General features: G+C 39.2%; 9 protein-coding genes and 1 pseudogene. All 10 read right to left on the bottom strand.

Features of this window, described 5'->3' with window-relative positions; genetic code table 11:
• Positions 1-36: 36 nt before the first annotated feature.
• Positions 37-387: a hypothetical protein gene (locus DUT70_RS01160; protein ID WP_113645475.1), complete on the bottom strand. Its 351-nt coding sequence runs from the start codon at positions 385-387 to the stop codon at positions 37-39.
• An 852-nt stretch (positions 388-1,239) separates the two neighbouring features.
• The gene (locus DUT70_RS01155) at positions 1,240-1,926 is read right to left on the bottom strand and encodes a DUF4377 domain-containing protein (RefSeq protein WP_240431990.1); all 687 of its coding nucleotides are present in this window, start codon (positions 1,924-1,926) and stop codon (positions 1,240-1,242) included.
• Positions 1,927-3,141: 1,215 nt separating this feature from the next.
• Entirely contained in the window at positions 3,142-6,366 is a 3,225-nt protein-coding gene (locus tag DUT70_RS01145; RefSeq protein ID WP_128353271.1) for a DUF6443 domain-containing protein, read from the bottom strand.
• Between the two features lie 16 nt (positions 6,367-6,382).
• Complete coding sequence (locus DUT70_RS01140; protein ID WP_113645471.1) at positions 6,383-9,868, bottom strand: hypothetical protein; 3,486 nt, start codon at positions 9,866-9,868, stop codon at positions 6,383-6,385.
• 112 nt (positions 9,869-9,980) lie between these two features.
• A complete protein-coding gene (locus DUT70_RS01135; protein ID WP_113645470.1) occupies positions 9,981-13,034 on the bottom strand; it encodes a hypothetical protein in 3,054 nt (1,017 codons plus the stop codon).
• 114 nt (positions 13,035-13,148) lie between these two features.
• Positions 13,149-14,084 carry a hypothetical protein gene (locus tag DUT70_RS21265; RefSeq protein ID WP_205529710.1) on the bottom strand — a complete coding sequence of 312 codons (936 nt, stop codon included), beginning with the start codon at positions 14,082-14,084 and terminating at the stop codon, positions 13,149-13,151.
• A 52-nt stretch (positions 14,085-14,136) separates the two neighbouring features.
• Positions 14,137-15,027 (bottom strand): hypothetical protein, encoded by an 891-nt coding sequence (locus DUT70_RS01125; RefSeq protein WP_113645469.1) that lies wholly within the window; start codon positions 15,025-15,027, stop codon positions 14,137-14,139.
• A gap of 6 nt (positions 15,028-15,033) precedes the next feature.
• Positions 15,034-15,951: a hypothetical protein gene (locus tag DUT70_RS01120; protein WP_113645468.1), complete on the bottom strand. Its 918-nt coding sequence runs from the start codon at positions 15,949-15,951 to the stop codon at positions 15,034-15,036.
• Positions 15,952-15,953: 2 nt separating this feature from the next.
• The gene (locus tag DUT70_RS01115) at positions 15,954-17,060 is read right to left on the bottom strand and encodes a hypothetical protein (RefSeq protein ID WP_205529709.1); all 1,107 of its coding nucleotides are present in this window, start codon (positions 17,058-17,060) and stop codon (positions 15,954-15,956) included.
• A gap of 4 nt (positions 17,061-17,064) precedes the next feature.
• Positions 17,065-17,385, bottom strand: a pseudogene (locus DUT70_RS01110) (hypothetical protein); the annotation flags it as partial.

The raw sequence follows: 17,385 nt of genomic DNA, 5'->3' as shown, positions 1-17,385 counted from the left end.
TACGAAGTTTCTATAACTTCGTAAGTCTTAATTTGATTAATTGGTCTTAATCTGCTTAGGATCATTCACCACTAACTGCAGTTTATCTTTAAATAACGTCACTTTTCCTGTCACACAAATACGCTTGTTTTCAAACAGCTCCACAGGTTCTTTTTCAAATTTGCTCCTATCCGCTTTAAACACCACTACGGTAATGACTTCCTTTGGAAACTTTCCACCCAAATTAAGCAAACTTAAATTTTCTAAACTACGAGCACTATAAACCGAGTCGCACAGGGTAACTTCCTTGCCTACGTGGTTAACTACTTCTTTGATAGAAACGGTGGTTTGGCTTTTGGCCACCATAAAAGCGAAGCCAAGCGCTAAAGTAACAATCAGTTTTTTCATAAAGTGAAGATACTAATTACAACTTTAAGCTATAACATATTTTGTGATTGGTATTCCTTTTTATAGTAAGTAATGGAATTGCGGTGATACGGAATAAAGAGATGTCTAGCAATTTGGGATAAACAAGCGCCATCAGTTCCCTCTCCTTTTCAAGGAGAGGGTTAGGGAGAGGTTCTTATCCATTTATCAACTAATTTTCCTACATGCGTCATTCCCGCGAAGACGGGAACCTTAAAGCGTATAAAAGCCTACTATGTATTACAATTACCAGTCAAGCTGGCAACCCCGAATAATTGAGTTCAGGAATAGTAACCTAAAACTTGAATTTTTGTAGTTTACAAGCCTCCTAAGCATAACCCCGTCCTCTCTCCTTTTCAAGGAGCACCCGTTCCGACACTTCGGAAGAGTTAGAGAGAGGTTCTTTTCCTTTTAACCAACTAATTTTCCTACATGCGTCATTCCCGCGCAGGCGGGAACCTTAAAACGTATAAAAACCTACCAAGGCATTAAGATCCCGAAATAAATTCGGGATGACGAATAATCGAGTTAAGGAATAGCAACCTAAAACTTGAATTTTTGTAGTTTACAAGCAGCCTAAGCACAGCCCCCGTCCTCTCTCCTTTTCAAGGAGAACCTGTTCCGATTCATCGGAAGAGCTAGAGAGAGGTTTAAAAGAAAACACCCTCTCTGTCCTTAGAACATCTCTCCCTAAAAGGTAGAGACAAGCATTTAGGAACGGCAATGTAAACTTGAACATTTGTAGTTTGCTAACCGCCCAAGCACAGCCCCCGTCCTCTCTCCTTAAGGAGAACCTGTTCCGATTCATCGGAAGAGTTAGAGAGAGGTTAAATCTTACTTACTCACCAAACCAAATATCGCTACCAATTTTTGGTTATGATAAAGGTTAAAAGTTTGGTCGGCAATATCATAAGTCAAATTTGCAAGAGAAACCAATTTTAAGAACTCCCCCTCCACATTACTATCCAAACAAGCCATTTGCGTACTCACTACTTTAGAGAAAGCAATTTTATTCTTTCCAGTAAACTGTACCGAACCACCATAACCATTACAACCAGTATTGCCATTGACAATCCTTTTTTTCATATCAAAGTTCATGGTAGCAGTGCCGTTAGTGATCGTTTGGTTATTGATAGAAAGCAATTTCCAACTGTATTTACCTAAAAAAGCAAGCGCTTTAGCATCTGCCTTTTCAGCTTTTACTTTTTTCTTACTCAACACTTTCACCACTTCATAACTATACGAAGAAGCATCAGCAGGAACATTTTTAAGCTGGGTACGTTTTACCTGCACTTTGTAACGATAACCTTCTTGATACTTAAATTTTTGGAAACCGCTGTAAAAATATTCCCAGTCTTTACTGGTTTTGTATTTCACTAAGTAGCATTTCATAGGGCCTACACCTGTGCAATCTGCCTGGTGCTCTTTAATTTCCATGGTGATGATTTCACTATTAGCCGTAGCTTTTGCAAATTGAGTAATAGTAAGGAGCGCTATCAATAGGGATGTTATTTTTTTCATATGCTTATTCATTTTGATCACTAGATCATTTTAATTTTTTGCCTAGATGATGAGCCCCTCTAATAGTTTCCATAAAAAATTAGAAACCCTTATTAAAGATAACTGATTTTATGGGAGTTAAAATGAGAATAAAATGCAATTGATGGACCCAAAAACCTCATTCTTTTTCGTAAATTAGGAGTATATCAACTCATCTTCTTTACAATATTCCTCATAAGTTTCCGTAAAACTCCGTAGAAGTGCGTAAAAGTGCGTACATATTGCACTATTCCTAGTGGTTTTCTATAGTGCAGCTGTACTTTAGGTTGTATTCCTAGGGCTATATCCCCCTTATCGCAAGTCTTAAAGCACCGAAAAAGCTAAGACTGACTTGTCCTTATACTATTTATTAACGCTCCTCCTACAGATTAGAAATCTCTTTAATCCAATAAAATCCCTATTAAAGTGCTCATAGGCGCCAATGGGCGGACGCCATCGAGGGCTCGTCATTGCGAGGTACGACGCAATCCTAAAGCGATAGTACGAGATTGCTTCGTGCCTCGCAATGGCGATTTAACTTCTGGTTGGTGTTATCACCTCCCCCTTAGCGCAAGTCTTACGGCATGGGAAAAGCTAAGGCCGACTTGGGCTTTAGCTAACATTAAACACAGGATATAATAACCTAAAATAATAATCATAAAAAATAGCGAACAGTTAACTATCCGCTATTTATATGAGTTAAACTATTGTTTAAGTAATGCTAACATCCACAAGTCTCCCTAAACTAAACCACAAACACAAGACTTGCATAAGAGAGCACTGCTACGTCAATTCTTGAGCTAGAAGGGGTATTTATATATAGCATATATTAGGGAAATCGCTCCAATTACCACAAAATATATCCAATATTTTTTATATGAACTCCATCCATCGTTATTAGAAAATTTAGTCATTAACCCTAATACTAAAAGCATTACTGGCACAAGAAATCTCATTATATGTTGCAAATCCATAAAATCTTAATTTTATTCAAATAAAAATTTGAGAAAATAAACAACACCAATTATCCCAAAGCAGATCGTTATCAACCAATCTCGAGGAATTATTGTTCCTTTGTCGTAGCCATCCAGTTCCATATTTCGTTCTTTTCTTTCTTTCCATTTCTTACTAAATAAATACCAGCATACAGAAAAGGAAAAACTTAAAAAGCCATATAATAAATAATTCCAAATCATTTTATTCTTCTTTCACTTTTTCGTTTAAAGCCGCTCCACTTTTCACAGCATTTTTTGTTATTTCTTTTGTTTCTTTAATGGCTTCTCTAAATTGACTGGCCATTTTTGGGGTTGGGCCAGGTAACATCACATCGACTGCTTTGTCAATTGCAGCATCAACAACTTGTTTCGCAGCACCTTCTGCACCACTCTTTGTATCTCCAGCAACAAAATTTGTTACAATCTCAAGCCCGTCTCCAAGAGTTTTCACAAGACCACCACCACTTGCCAATGCTAATCCTGGTGCAGCTCCGACGCCTGCTACTGGAGCACCAACTGCTGCTGCAACAGTTCCAGAAACAACCATGACATCTCCAGTGTTTTGCAAATTTTTCGCAGTATTTAATAGAGTTGTTTTATTTTCCTTTGTCCATTTGGTTACTGCATTTGCAGTTTTGTTATAAGTACTTTTTACTTTCTGTTCTACCTTAGCATAGGATGTCCTTATCTTATCAGCTGCTTGATTAAACATAGACTGAACCCTGCTAAGCGGATTTGGCCAAGGCCACATCCCATCAGGATCTACAAAATATATTGGGTTATTAAATGCATAATTATACGGTGTCCACCTTCTTCCCTGCTCGGCTTTTGGGTCTACAACGTTCCACCTTGCAATAACAGGATCATATAACCTTGCTCCATAGTCATACTGTCCATCACCGGCTATGCCTGGCATGCCCAACTCATCCTGCAACTCTTTACCATTGTAAAGATAGCGGTTTACGTTGGCATTGGGAAGTCCAAATTTTCTTAATCCAAAAGCATAATAGTCGGTGCGTTCCAATACATCAAGTACTCCACTATTGTTCTTGAAGGTCAGTCTTACATTACCCAAGTGATCTTCGACATTGTATTCGTAGATATAGCTTCCTCCATTGTACCTTGCCTGCCCCTCTTCCGTTTTGATAAAGGAAATCACAGTGTTCACATAATGGATACCATCGATATAATCCGAAGTCTCTGAAGTAATGGCATTATATTTTCTCAGCTTCTCCCCTGTGGCATCATAAGTATAGGTAAGATTTACCGCTGGATTGCCTCCTCCCGCTAACCTGGTAGCCAATATAGGTAGGTTAAGATGGTTGTAAGTTAGTCCAACGCCATTGCGTCCATCAACCTCAGCGTTCCCGTTTACATCATACCCATATAGTCCTGTTAAGCCAGTCACACTCTGTAGTCGGTTACCTGTATAATTATAAGCCTTTGGTCCAGCATAGTCCCTGTTTAAACTGCTGATATTACCCATTATATCATAGGTCAGTAACTCAGACATTCCAGTAGCAACACCGCTAATTAAACGTCCTAGCTTATCATACTGATATGCAAAAGTATTGCCGCCACCATTGATATAGCTCTGGCCTGAAATATTGCCATTGAACTGTGGAGATGCATTATCATTATACTGTAGCCCCATACTGAACTGTGTACCGTTGCTATTCTTTAGCCAACCACGTTCATTATAGTCCAAATTAGTAGTATGTAATCCTCCAGCCAGCGCTTTTTGCCTTAACTGCCCAATTTCGTTATAGCTTTCCTCTGAAAGTGTTACTGCTCCCGCCCCATTGATGCTATGGCTGGTTGTCTTCTTACGTCCCATGTGGTCATAAGTGTAGAAAGTGGCTGCAGTAGTGGTGACACCATAAGCCTTGTGGCTGCGCTCCATGTTTTTAACGCTGCCATCAAAGTCGTATTCCGTGTTTATGCGATCGATTCCTTGATTCGTAGCCGTTAAACCTCCCAAATGGTTCTCTGAATGAACCTGTATGGCACGACCATTATCTTCATAATAGTTAACAGTAAGCATCATTTCCCCAGTGGAAAGATTACGGATTTTGCTTCCCGTCTTCAATCCTTTAGTCATCGTGCTTTTGTTTGCATAAGGGCCAAAAGACACAAAATTGAAAGTGCTGCTATAACTAGGGAAACTATAATCATCATAATAATCTACCGTTAACAAATGATCATAGCTTCTTGGATACGCTTGGTTGGTATAGTCACTACCTGTTTCACGGCTCTCCCATAGCGGATAGTCGGGAGCAACGCCGTCCGATTCAGCGTCAACCGTAGTTTGCATATCAATTCTACTGGCACTGCTACTAAGCATACCTGTCATCACCGTATGCCCCATTGCATCGTATTTATTGAACATCCATTTTCCCTGTTGAGCCAGTTTAGGATCACGACTCAACACTTTTTGGTCCAACTTATTATAAACCATTTCCTCCCATCCAGCTCTACCAGGGATATGCTTTGCAATATTACGTTTTAAGCCATCATATTTGTATTGGTAACAGAACTGTTCCAAAGCTGTAGCATCTGGAACGCCTGCATCAGGATTCGCTCCTGGTGGCAGCACAAAGCTCAAGTTTCCAAAATCATCGTACACATAGTAAGTGCTCAACACTTCGGTATTGCCAAGTTTTTCGTTGAATAGGCGCTTAAGCACTAACCTTCCCTCTTTATCCTTATACTCCTCTACAGTACCCCATTTACCGTCTGCGGCCTGCCAATTCTCATCTTTTTTAACAGTCAGGTACAATTGGTTAGCGGCATAAAAACTGCTACTCGTAAGGCTACCTCCCGATACCCTGAAAAGGCGAACTGCAAAACCCGTAGTACCAAAATTGATATCACTGTTATTACTACCGTAGCTAGTTCTCGCCGTATGTTCCGTGCCTACACTACTTGGCTGCCAAACATCCCCAGGAAAGCCTTGGCGCTCCACACGGTTCAACGGACTAGGCTCAAACTTGGTGATGCTAAAAGGATAATCAGTTTTTACGGCATTACCATCCCAGCCTGTAGGTACCTGTTTATAGTAATTGGATTGGTTGGTAAAACCATTCGGTTTGTAACTGCCATCGGCAGAAGTTTGCTCGGCATAGGGCAGGTATTTCTTAGCCTCGCGACCAAGGGCATCATATTCAAATACCTGTACCACATCTTTCTTGCCATCACTACTGCCCTGCCAAGTCACCGTTTGAAGCGGACGACCCAAACCGTCAAAATACTGAATGGTACGATTAGCTTGCCCTACGGGAAGGCCTGCCAGTGAAGCCACGGTGGTTTTACCTGGAACCTTTACCGTGGTTTCCATCACGTAGTTTTGGTTACTACTTGGGCTTTGGGCCTGTGCGGTAAAACCTAAGGCCATTAAAAGTGCGGATGCGTATAATTTATTCATCATATCGAGGAGCTGTGGTTTAGTATTTAGTTGGTTTTGGAATATAGGTATCACTTAATGCATTAACGACTACTGCGTAGGTGTTGGAATAGCTGTCAGAATAGAACGACATCGACCAAGGATCATAATAGTTATGGCTAGAGCTAAGTACCAAAATGCCTAAATCAATTTCTGTAGACATGGCTGAAGCACTAGCGGTGTGGTAAAAAGTACTACCGCCCCACGAGCCACCAAGGTGATAATTGTAATCCCTCGAGTATTGTATCTCATGCGCCGTATTTACACTTAACGGGATCGTACAATTTTCATCTAAATAAAATTTGATCTTCACATTAGCCGTTTGTTCTTCCGTATAGTCATTAATATCCTCTGGGTTGGCATAATACATATTGGTTTGATAACCACTCTGCTCTATACGGGCATACACGGTTTGCCCAGTTGAAGTCGCTACAAAATGGTATTGGTAATTTTTAACAATATGCTTACGTTCATCCTTAATGGTGCTCAACTTTCCATCGCCAGTGTAATCAAAAAACTGAGTGGCACCGCTAGCAGAACTTACTGCCGAAACTTGGCCATATAAACTTCCATAAGCTCGGGTACTTAATTCTGCTTGTTTTGGATAAAAGCGTAATTCGTCTACCAAACCAGTACCACCTATTTGGATCGTGGCACTTTGCGGAGCAACCTCCATTTGGAAATAGCGCCAACCAGATATCAATTCCGAGCCTGTTTGTTGTGCCAACACGGTAGCGCCGCTAACAGTTACAGTGGCATTTTTAACGAAGCCCGAAAGGATATAAGTTTTACCCATATCAAAACCTGTGACGGTTAAAGTACTTGGTAATTGATAGGATACGGACGAGGCGTAATAATCTGAATAATCCAACCCACCTGAAGTATAGTTGAAACCTGAACCTATCACATCATTAAAGGAAGCAAAGGCAAAATCCTGATAAGCAGCATTTTTGCATTCTGCAGTCAATTCGCTACGGCTATTGTAACGATAGCTAACCTTTTGTCTGTTATCTACCAACATTTCCGTAGGGTTATGGTAAATGTCGTAGCTCACAATTTGAACATTTTTTTGCTGAACACCCCCAGTTGGCTTTACCATTTCATTTACGGGAAGTGATTTACCGCCCACCATTTCATTGGTGATCTGGTTTTCAAAAATAGAACTCGTATTTCGTGTCACTTTCTTCCACACAGGGAAGATCACGTTGGCTTCAGCAGCGCTAGCAAAAGCATTTAGCTGACTAGTGGTGTAACCAAGTCCCGAAAGATTAGAGTTAGAGTATTTAGTTTCCTCTTTTAATTCGGTTTCCCAACTATCCAAAACCGTAGTGATGGCAGGGCCTAGCACACCTCCCGCTACATCATAGGTATAATTTTTCTCTTCTACTTGGCTGGTTACACCAGCATCGTATTGTGTAGTTAAAGATTTCTTCAGGTAAACAGCCGGCACATCAAACTTACTATCGTATAGCGCAAATTCTTTTGGTGCCGTAATCACCGAACTACCTCTGGTTAAGGTAATGCAATCTCTGATCATTTCTAGTTTTCTGATGATAGTACTTCGCTCCCTAATATTAGCAGGCGGCAATACATAATTGGCGTGATCAGGCATAAAATTCTGAGTGGCATCTGCTTCCACCTCGTAGTAATAATCTTCCTTAACCAACGGTTGGAAACTAGCTCCATTTTTAGCATAGGTTGTTTTTTCAGTCAGCTTTGGCGAAAAGGCCAAAATTTTACGGTTATTGGTAACCAAGTGCGAATTGTAGCGGTATTCTATCTTGCCATTTTTGCCTACGTGAGTGGGTTCTGTAGCATCTTCAAAATACTCGGTAACCTTGTCGTAACTAAGGCCGTTAGAAAGCCATGATTCCACATCGTCTACTATTGGTGAGGTTTGTTCAGTGATAATGGAACAGCCGATAAGCTCGGCACTAGAAACGGGCAAATCATAATCAACAAAGCCACTCGGCAAATGGCCATAAAAATAAGCAGATTCCAATCTTTGGAATAAAATTGCCACGCTAGAGATGGGGACATAGTTATCCTTTACATATTCATACCTCCTCGTTTTAGTCACTACCGAATTAGCGTCTGCATCTTCTAATTTCTTTATCCTTAAACCGCTCCATTCTAATGGATTTGTTTCATAAGTGAAGGAGCTGCTCCCGCCAGTAGGATAAGTTATTTTAGTAAGAATAGAAGCCTGAATATAGTAGTCATTAGGGTTTCTATTTCCCAAACTAGGCACTAAACCAGAGTTTGCGGCGCCATTATTGTACCCCCACAAGTCAATTGATTTTGAATTTACTGGAGGTAATTCTAAAGGGTTATATTGAAAGCTATAGGTTTCACTTGATTGTTCTGGCAATACTTTCTCTACTTTATCCAAACGCAAACGCAAGTTGTTATTTGCTGTACTCCCGAAATAAGACTGATGCAATACAGCATGGTACTTATCAATGTAAACCCCATTCACCATCTCTTTAAAAAGTACTTTACTAAGTCTTTTGGTTGCGGCATGGTCACTACGGGTACTGTATTCAAATACCACTTTTTGCCCGTTGGATGACACTGCCTCTAACAATCTAAATTCGCTTACGACAGAACTCTGCTGGCAATCCTCTGTTTTTAAAGAAACTTCTGTATAGCACCTACTAGGTTGTGCACCATTAAAACGCTGTCTAATTTCCGAAGGTGGCAATGCATAACTATAGTTCACCATTTCATAAGAGAAATTAATGGTCTCTCCTTTATAGGTTTCTATCTTGGTAAGGGCATAGCTTAAATTTGACAAGCCCATACCTGTCGAACAGCTATTAGTGGTACTTGAGGACCCCATTAAACCAAAAGTGTATTTATTCCCTTTTTCATCCAGTACATGATACATTCCGCCAGATGGGCTAATTCTAATATCTGACGCAGGAACTGTGACACCTTCTATTACTTTGGCATTGATGAGTGCCGTGTTGATATAATCGATAGAAGGCTGCGCAAAGCCACCAGAAGCCACTACAGACTCGGCAAAGGCAATATCATTAGGATTATAATAGAGGTTGGGGCTATTACAAACTTCTAATTGATTTGCACCAGTATTCATCACATTCAGCCCAAATACAGGTGTAATCCCTGAAGCATTACCCATTACTTTTGAAGTATAGTAACCACTGGCCTGCAATACCCAGCCTAAACCTGTGTTGGAGGCAAACTCATTCACCTTGTTACCACCTGCATGGTAAGTCAGTGAAATGGGCCATTCAAAATCTTTTAATTTGATACTACCCAAGGGGACAGCAATATTGGGAATGCCTGTATTATAGTTTACTTCCAAATCTCCATAGCGCTGAAACTTGGCCATTTCTGGCGACGTAGGCGTGTAGGTTTTTACCATTCCAAAGGAGGAGTTGAAGCCAACAGTTTGGGCCAATAGCTCAGCACTCCATAATAAAGAAATACAAACGATAAAAAGCTTTTTGAGGTTCCTCATAAATCTGGTATTTAGTTTTGATGAAACAGACCAAGCCTATCACCAATACGAGATTTGAGATAAGAGCGATTATAAAACTTCATGGTTCAGTTGATAAATTATTGATGCGTTGCTAAGGTTTAAAATGGTAATCGTAAGTCTTTAAAATATTCTTTTGATGATCTTTGAGTTGTTTCAACTTGCCATCTGGACTATATTCATAAAACACGCTATTCCCTTTTTCATCTGTGGCCACACTTAAACGATCTACAAAGTCTTCATAAGCCAAGCTTCTTAATTTAGCATCAACAGGAAAAAAGCGCAATTCATCGATTAAACCACTGCCTCCAATGCTGATAGTAGCTGCTGTCGGGCTTATTCTTTTCTCAAAATAAACCCAGCCATCCGTGATGTTATCAGAAGTTAAACTACCTAATTCTGTAGCACCACTTATACTAACACTTGCTCCCTTCATAAAACCTGCCACGACATAAGTCTTGGCCATATCAAATCCACTCACACTAATATTTCCCGCCGATAGGCTATAAGCTACTTTCGAGGCATAGTAATCAATAGTATAAAGTCCTCCCGCAGTATAACTAAATCCACTACCTGAAGCATCATTAAACGAGGTAAATGCAAAATTCGCATAGTCGCAATTATCACATACCGCTACCAATTCCCTACGTGCATTGTATCTATGTGCTTGCTTTACTTTTCCGTTTGTTAATAATTGAAGAGGCTGATGTTGCGCATTATATTGCAAAATGGCAACAGATTGTTCCTGTGTGCCACCACTTGGTCTTACCCGCTCTTCTACTGGAAGCACCTTAGTATTAATAACATCAGCATATATCTGATTTTCGAATACAGATGTTCCATCCTTTTTAATTCTTTTCCATGTAGGGAAAAAATAATTTTCTGTTTTAGCTTGATTAAAAGCATTGATATTGGCTGTACTATAGCCTAATCCAGTAAGGTTGGAATGATTATATTTGATTTCTTCAGTACTCAACAAACCATCACTTTCCAAAGTATTAACGGTGGTAGCATCTAAAACACCTTGCGTGATATCATAATCATAATATTTTTTATTCATAATCAACTGGCTAGGCTGCGAATAATCAGTAACCACTAGAGTATCCAAGTAAAGTGCGGGAATAGTAAATTTATAGTCGACCTGCAAAAACTCCTTCGGCATTACATAACCACCTGGGTGATCTATACAATCGCGGGTAATTTCCAGTTGTTTAAAACGGAAACTAGCTTCTTTTGGATTGAGCGGACCAGTCCAAAACGCAGGTACATAAGGGCTAGAAACTTCAGTAGGATCTTGACTATACTTATACCAATAATCCTCTTTTTTAATTGGGGAAAATGTATGAACACCACTGGTTAAATAAGTAGTCTTCTCGGTAAGTACCGCATTAATAGGCAAAAGCAAAAACCTGCCATTGTATTTAATATGGGTATTATATTGATAAACTATTTTACCATTGGTTGCATCAGGAGTAGAAAAATCATCAAAAAATTCCTCCACCTTATCATAACTAATACCAACATTCATATACGGATCAAGAAAGTTAGAAACAGGAACAGATTGTTCTGTAATAATATTGCAGGTAAACAATGACTGGCTTCCTAACCCCGCACCATAATCTACATAACCATTAGGATAGTGCCCTAAAAAGTTGTAAGTATCTGGCTTTTCAAAATAATAATTTATAGGCATTGCGGTTACCGCTGTTTGGTATTCATATCGCTTACGTTTCAACAGCGTATTATCGGCTTCAAACTCTTCAATTTTTTTTATCCTCAAGCCACTCCATTGCAAAGGATTGGGTTCATAAGTAAATACCGTTTTACCTTTGGTTGGATAGGTAATAGCTGTTAACATTGCTGCTTGAACATGGTATGCACTTGGGTTTCTATCCCCTACGCTTGGCAACAAACTACTATTAGGTGCACCATTATAATAACCCCACAAATCAATAGAACGAGAATTAAGCGCTGGCAGTTCAACTGCAGTATTATAGCTAAAGCTATGCACCTCATCGGTTTCACCCGCAACAACCTTGCTTACCTGTTCAAGTTTAAGGCGAAGATTATTATTTAAACTACTGCCGAAATAACCATACTGCATGGCAATATCCTGTTTTAGCACATCACTGCCATTAATCTGTTCATAGAAATAAATGTGATCTAACTTTTTCACCGTCGCATGATCACTACGGCTGCTATAAGCAAATGTTAACTTTTGGCCATTAGAGGCTTGGATTTGTAATAAGCGCTGCTCGCTTACTACTTCATGCTGATTACAAATGGTGTTTTGTAAAGGGGTTTCTGTACACCTTTGCACCCCATTCCCCAAGCGTTGCCTAGTTTCTAATGCTGGTCCATTATTTACATAACTGATTTGCTCGTAACTAAATGTGATGTACTCGCCCAAATAAGTGTCTACTCGGGTAAGGTAATAGCTATAGTTTGGTGCTGGCCGCATCCTGCTTGGACATGAATTGCCCTCTATAGATGAACTATGTAGATTAAAAGTATATTTATTGCCTTTCGAATCCTTTACGGTATACACCCCCCCATCAAAGCTTATTTTTGTATCAGAAACAGGCACAGTAGTATTTTCAATAAACTTGTGGCTCATGGTTGGCGTGCTGATATGATTCACCGAGGGCATATAGCGTGTAAAGTTGCTGATGAGATAATTAGCTTCTTCTGCATCTACAGGATTCATATAGTTTGCGATAAAATCATCACAATAAGATCCACCTACATAGCCGTTATTAAAAAGATTATAAACTTTATCAATAGGGCCCGACCATCCGTCACCTAAGGTTTTTCCTGTAATTACACCGTTGGCTTGAAGCGTCCAACCCAAGCCAGTAGCCGTCGCTAAATCGGCGACTTTATGCCCACCAGCATGGTAGCTTATAGATAAAGGCCACTCAAACCCTTTTAGTTTTAAAGAACCTAGTGGAATACTAATATTGGGCACTCCTGTATTGTAATTCACTGGTGTTTCACCATAGCGTTGAAAAGCTGCAGCTTGTGGTGAAGTAGGCGTATAAGTATTTACCATTCCAAAAGATGAATTGGTAGACGTACTTTGTGCGTATGCACTCAACTTAAACACAAAAAAGAAAAGGAAAACCAGTGAGCGTTGCGATGATGTCATTTAGCGTAATTTTTAAGAGTAATTTAGCACATTCATCTCAATAATAAAATCGAAGCGGAATCTGCAATAAAAATATTACAAACAAATAAATTTTGAAGTACAACTATTATCATTTTATAGATTTTTTACAGCCTTTTCTATAAATAACAATCGATCTTCATAGCTTTTATTCTTCTTTAGCTGCTCTGCCAACTGCTTATCCTTCTCAATCAAATGCAAAGTCAATTCCTCTATCTTCTTCAACAAAATCTTATTCATCTCTCCCAAGGCTACACCTTCTTTTTCTACCTCAGCCGCAGCAGGTACCTCAGGCAAATGCCCATTGGCTTTAATGTAAGCTTCCAATTCTGGCAAAGTGTTCAGCTTGTAATCGGCCTTGAATACATAATCAGGCCAACCAGTAGCCTCCACCTTAATTTCCTTGGCCCTTATTTTACCATTCACAGACAGTTTTTCTTGAGGTGTTAAGGTGCCAATGCCCACCTTTGCATCTACATAAAGATCACTAGTGATGTTCATATTATTGTTCACATACTTAATATCCGATATGGCATAAGGCTCTGGTTGAGTAAGGTAGTTTCTAGTAGTACCGCCTTGTTGGACATAAGGTAGCGGATTTTGGACACCATCATATATTGCATAGGTAACCGTTTGTTCTGAATGAACGCGATAGGTCGTTCCACCTCCTTTTAACCAAACGACAATCTCTCGCCCTCCTTGAGCGGTAGCGTCCACCCAACCAGCGATAAATAATTGCGAACTTCTGATATCTGCGGAGATAAAATTTGAACCATGCCCATAAATAGTAGTATGATACTTAAAGCTAGAAATTAGCGAGCCGCGCCAACTTGAATTCATATGTACGTCAGAACGACCGATGTGCACTACAGTCTCATAATGCTCAAACCAATTAGCATCTGAAAAAGTTACAGGGTAAAACTTATCCAAGTCACCACCAACTTGAATATCAGCAGTGGTCTGGGCAAAAGCCAGGGGAGATAGTAAAGCTAAAAAAGCGATTACACCTATTCTTTTAAAAAATGTGATCATGTTAATTTTATTATTTTATTTTCAATTGTATTTCCGAAACCAGCTTTTTAAGCTATTTTACTTCTTTATCCTTATCAATCAAATGCAAAGTCAACTCTTCTATCTTTTTCAATAAAATCTTGTTCATCTCCCCTAAGGCTATACCCTCTTTTTCTGCTTCTGCTGCAGCAGGTACTTCTGGTAAATGCCCATTGGCTTTAATGTAACTATCTAGTTCCTGCAAACTCATCGTTTCATAATCGGGCTTGAACACATAATCAGGCCAACCAGTAGCTTCTACCTTAATTTCTTTGGCTCTTATTTTACCGTTAACTGAAAGTTTTTCTTGAGGGTTGGTAGTACCTATGCCTACGTTTCCATTCAGTGCAATAGTTGCATAATCCAAAACAGCCGTATTGTTAGGAATAAAATCTTGTATATTCGTTAATACTGTTTGATTAATTGGCTGCCCTTGGAATTTAAAAGGCACTAAAAGCATGCTCTCACCAGTTGACGTGGTCCAGCCAGCAAATCTAAAGCCTTGATCGTGATAAGACGCATCGTATGGAACCTCTAAGGCTAGATATTTTTTCCCATTGAAATAACAGGTTTTCAATTTCCATTGACCAGCATTGTTAAAGCTAGAGACGACACTACCTGAAACACTATTTAAAGCTGAAGTAGTGTTGATTTCTGCTACGTTTAATCGATTCCACGCACTTGAAGAGCCTCTATATGCCACAATTGTGCCTATGGCATAATTTGCATTAATTAATTCATTATCATAAATTTCATGCAACAATAACAGACTCTCTCTATAATCTCCATTATTATCATAAATTGTAATTTGAACATGCTTGTAATTCTCTGGAGCTAAATTTGTTGTTTGGCCTTTGGTGATAACGGTAAAAAGTAAAAGGAAAGCTATAAAAGCAATACTTTTATAAGTAGATTTAGTTTTCATTCTTTTTTATTTTTGGTGATTTTCTATTTTCTTAATTTGCTCTTTTAATAATTGAACTTCTGCCTTCAGTTCTTTCATAAGCCCAAGCTCCTTATCCTTCTCAATCAAGTGCAAAGTCAGCTCTTCTATCTTCTTCAATAAGATTTTGTTCATCTCTCCTAATGCCACACCTTCTTTTTCTACCTCTGCTGCAGCAGGTACTTCTGGTAAATGCCCATTGGCTTTAATGTAAGTATCCAATTCCTGCAAACTCATCTTTTCATAATCGGGCTTGAACACATAGTCAGGCCAACCAGTAGCTTCTACTTTAATTTCTTTGGCCCTGATTTTACCATTGACGGAAAGTTTCTCTTGCGGGATTGTGGTTCCTATACCCACACTACCATCTGCCTTCCAAAGACCATCAGCAGCAAAACGTACATTTCCTCTAAAAGCATTCTCATATGGAACTTCTACCGTTTTAGGCCCCGAAATTGCTTCATCAACAGCGGTCCATCCAGTGAACCAGCTTGCCTGTTCGCTCATTCCTTGAGCATATGCACTTACCGTAAATCGTTGATGATACACCTTGTCATCGATAAAAATCACTACTTTACCATCCTCTACTGATAAAAATATCTTGGGAGCATCTCCACCTGATGAAGAGGCGGTTTGATGGACAAAATAATTTGTAGAAGCATCGTTAAAATCAGTAGCAAAAACATAATAAGATATGGTAAGATTGACAGTTAACGGCTTACCAAAGCTATAGCCAACAATACTGATAGTAGGCATTTGCGTACCTGCTGTAAAAGGCAAATTTGTCTTGATTTTCACACCATGTATTGGTGTTCCATTCATGTGATAATTTAAAATATTAGGATAATTTTGCGCTTTTACATTGATGGCGATTACCATCAAGCATAGAAAGAGTAGCTTTTTCATAATTATTTAATTTTTAAGTGATCCTTAAGTAATTGTATTTGTTTTTCTTGTTTAATCAGCAGCTCGTTAATAGCCTTATCTTTTGATGAGCTTTCCGTTTTCAACTGTTGTAACTCCCTATCCTTCTCAATCAAGTGCAAAGTCAGCTCTTCAATCTTCTTCAATAAGATTTTGTTCATTTCCCCTAACACTACACCTTCTTTTTCTGCATGAGCCGCAGAGGGAACTTCTGGCAAATGACCATTGGCTTTAATGTAAGAATCTAGTTCCTGCAAACTCATCTTTTCGTAATCAGGTTTGAATACATAATCAGGCCAGTTAGCTGTTTCTACCTTAATTTCTTTAGCCCTGATTTTACCGTTTACCGCCAATTCATAGTCCCTAGGCGTAGGTGTTTTAATCCCGACGTTTCCTGAAAAATAATGTAGATTATTGGCGGCGTTATTCGTTCCAAGCAAAACAGATAAACTAGGCTCATCACCGTTAACCACGTCTACCCTTGGCGCATAAAAAAATTGACGGTCGTTTACATTTGGATCATAATACAAATAACTACGATGTACTGCTGTTGTTGCTCCTACAGGGAACTTAAAATCACTTATAGCTACTACTTTCTGCCCCGTAGTTCCATCATAAATTCCACCGTAGTGCGTTGTTGATGCATCATTGCTTGCATGAATATACCCTACGATCAGATACCATTTATCAAGTTCTGGCAAATCACCGTACCAGAAATAAGCATTTTGAGCATCTGAATTATCTAAATTCAATGCATCCTGACACCCTAGATAAGATACGCCGTCATTAGAATTAGTTTTCTTCATCCATATTGTAAAACGATACATCTTTTGGTGGTCAATATTAAATGGAGAAGAAATCCATCCACCATCTGCTTGGCCTGCACCATCAGGAACTGCCTTCCATAAAATTACATGATTACCATGTGGTCCAATTCCCCATTCCCTAATGTTTTCTATGGGACTTCCATTCATATTGAAAACGCCTGTGCTTCCCTGTCCTACTTTCCAATGTTGCAGGTCTAAAAGATTTTGTGAAAACGCTGGGAACGATAGGCCTAAACCAATAACCAGTAATAATAACTTTTTCATGGGTTTATTTATTTTTTTGAGTTAATATTTCTACCATTTGCATCACCTTATCCAATTTCTTATTTGTTTCTTCTATTTTTTTATCCTTCTCAATCAAGTGCAAAGTCAACTCTTCTATCTTCTTCAATAATATCTTGTTCATCTCCCCTAGTGCTACACCTTCCTTTTCTACTTCAGTTGCCGCAGGCACTCCTGGCAAATGCCCATTAGCTTTGATATAAGCTTCAAGTTCTGGCAAAGTATTCAGCTTGTAATCGGCCTTAAACACATAATCAGGCCAACCAGTAGCTTCTACCTTAATTTCTTTGGCTCTTATTTTACCGTT

Origin of the sequence: Pedobacter chitinilyticus, assembly GCF_003313385.1 — a bacterium.
Lineage (GTDB): Bacteria > Bacteroidota > Bacteroidia > Sphingobacteriales > Sphingobacteriaceae > Pedobacter > Pedobacter chitinilyticus.
The sequence above is the reverse complement of the archived record's forward strand: the minus strand, read 5'-3'. Positions and strand labels throughout refer to the sequence as shown.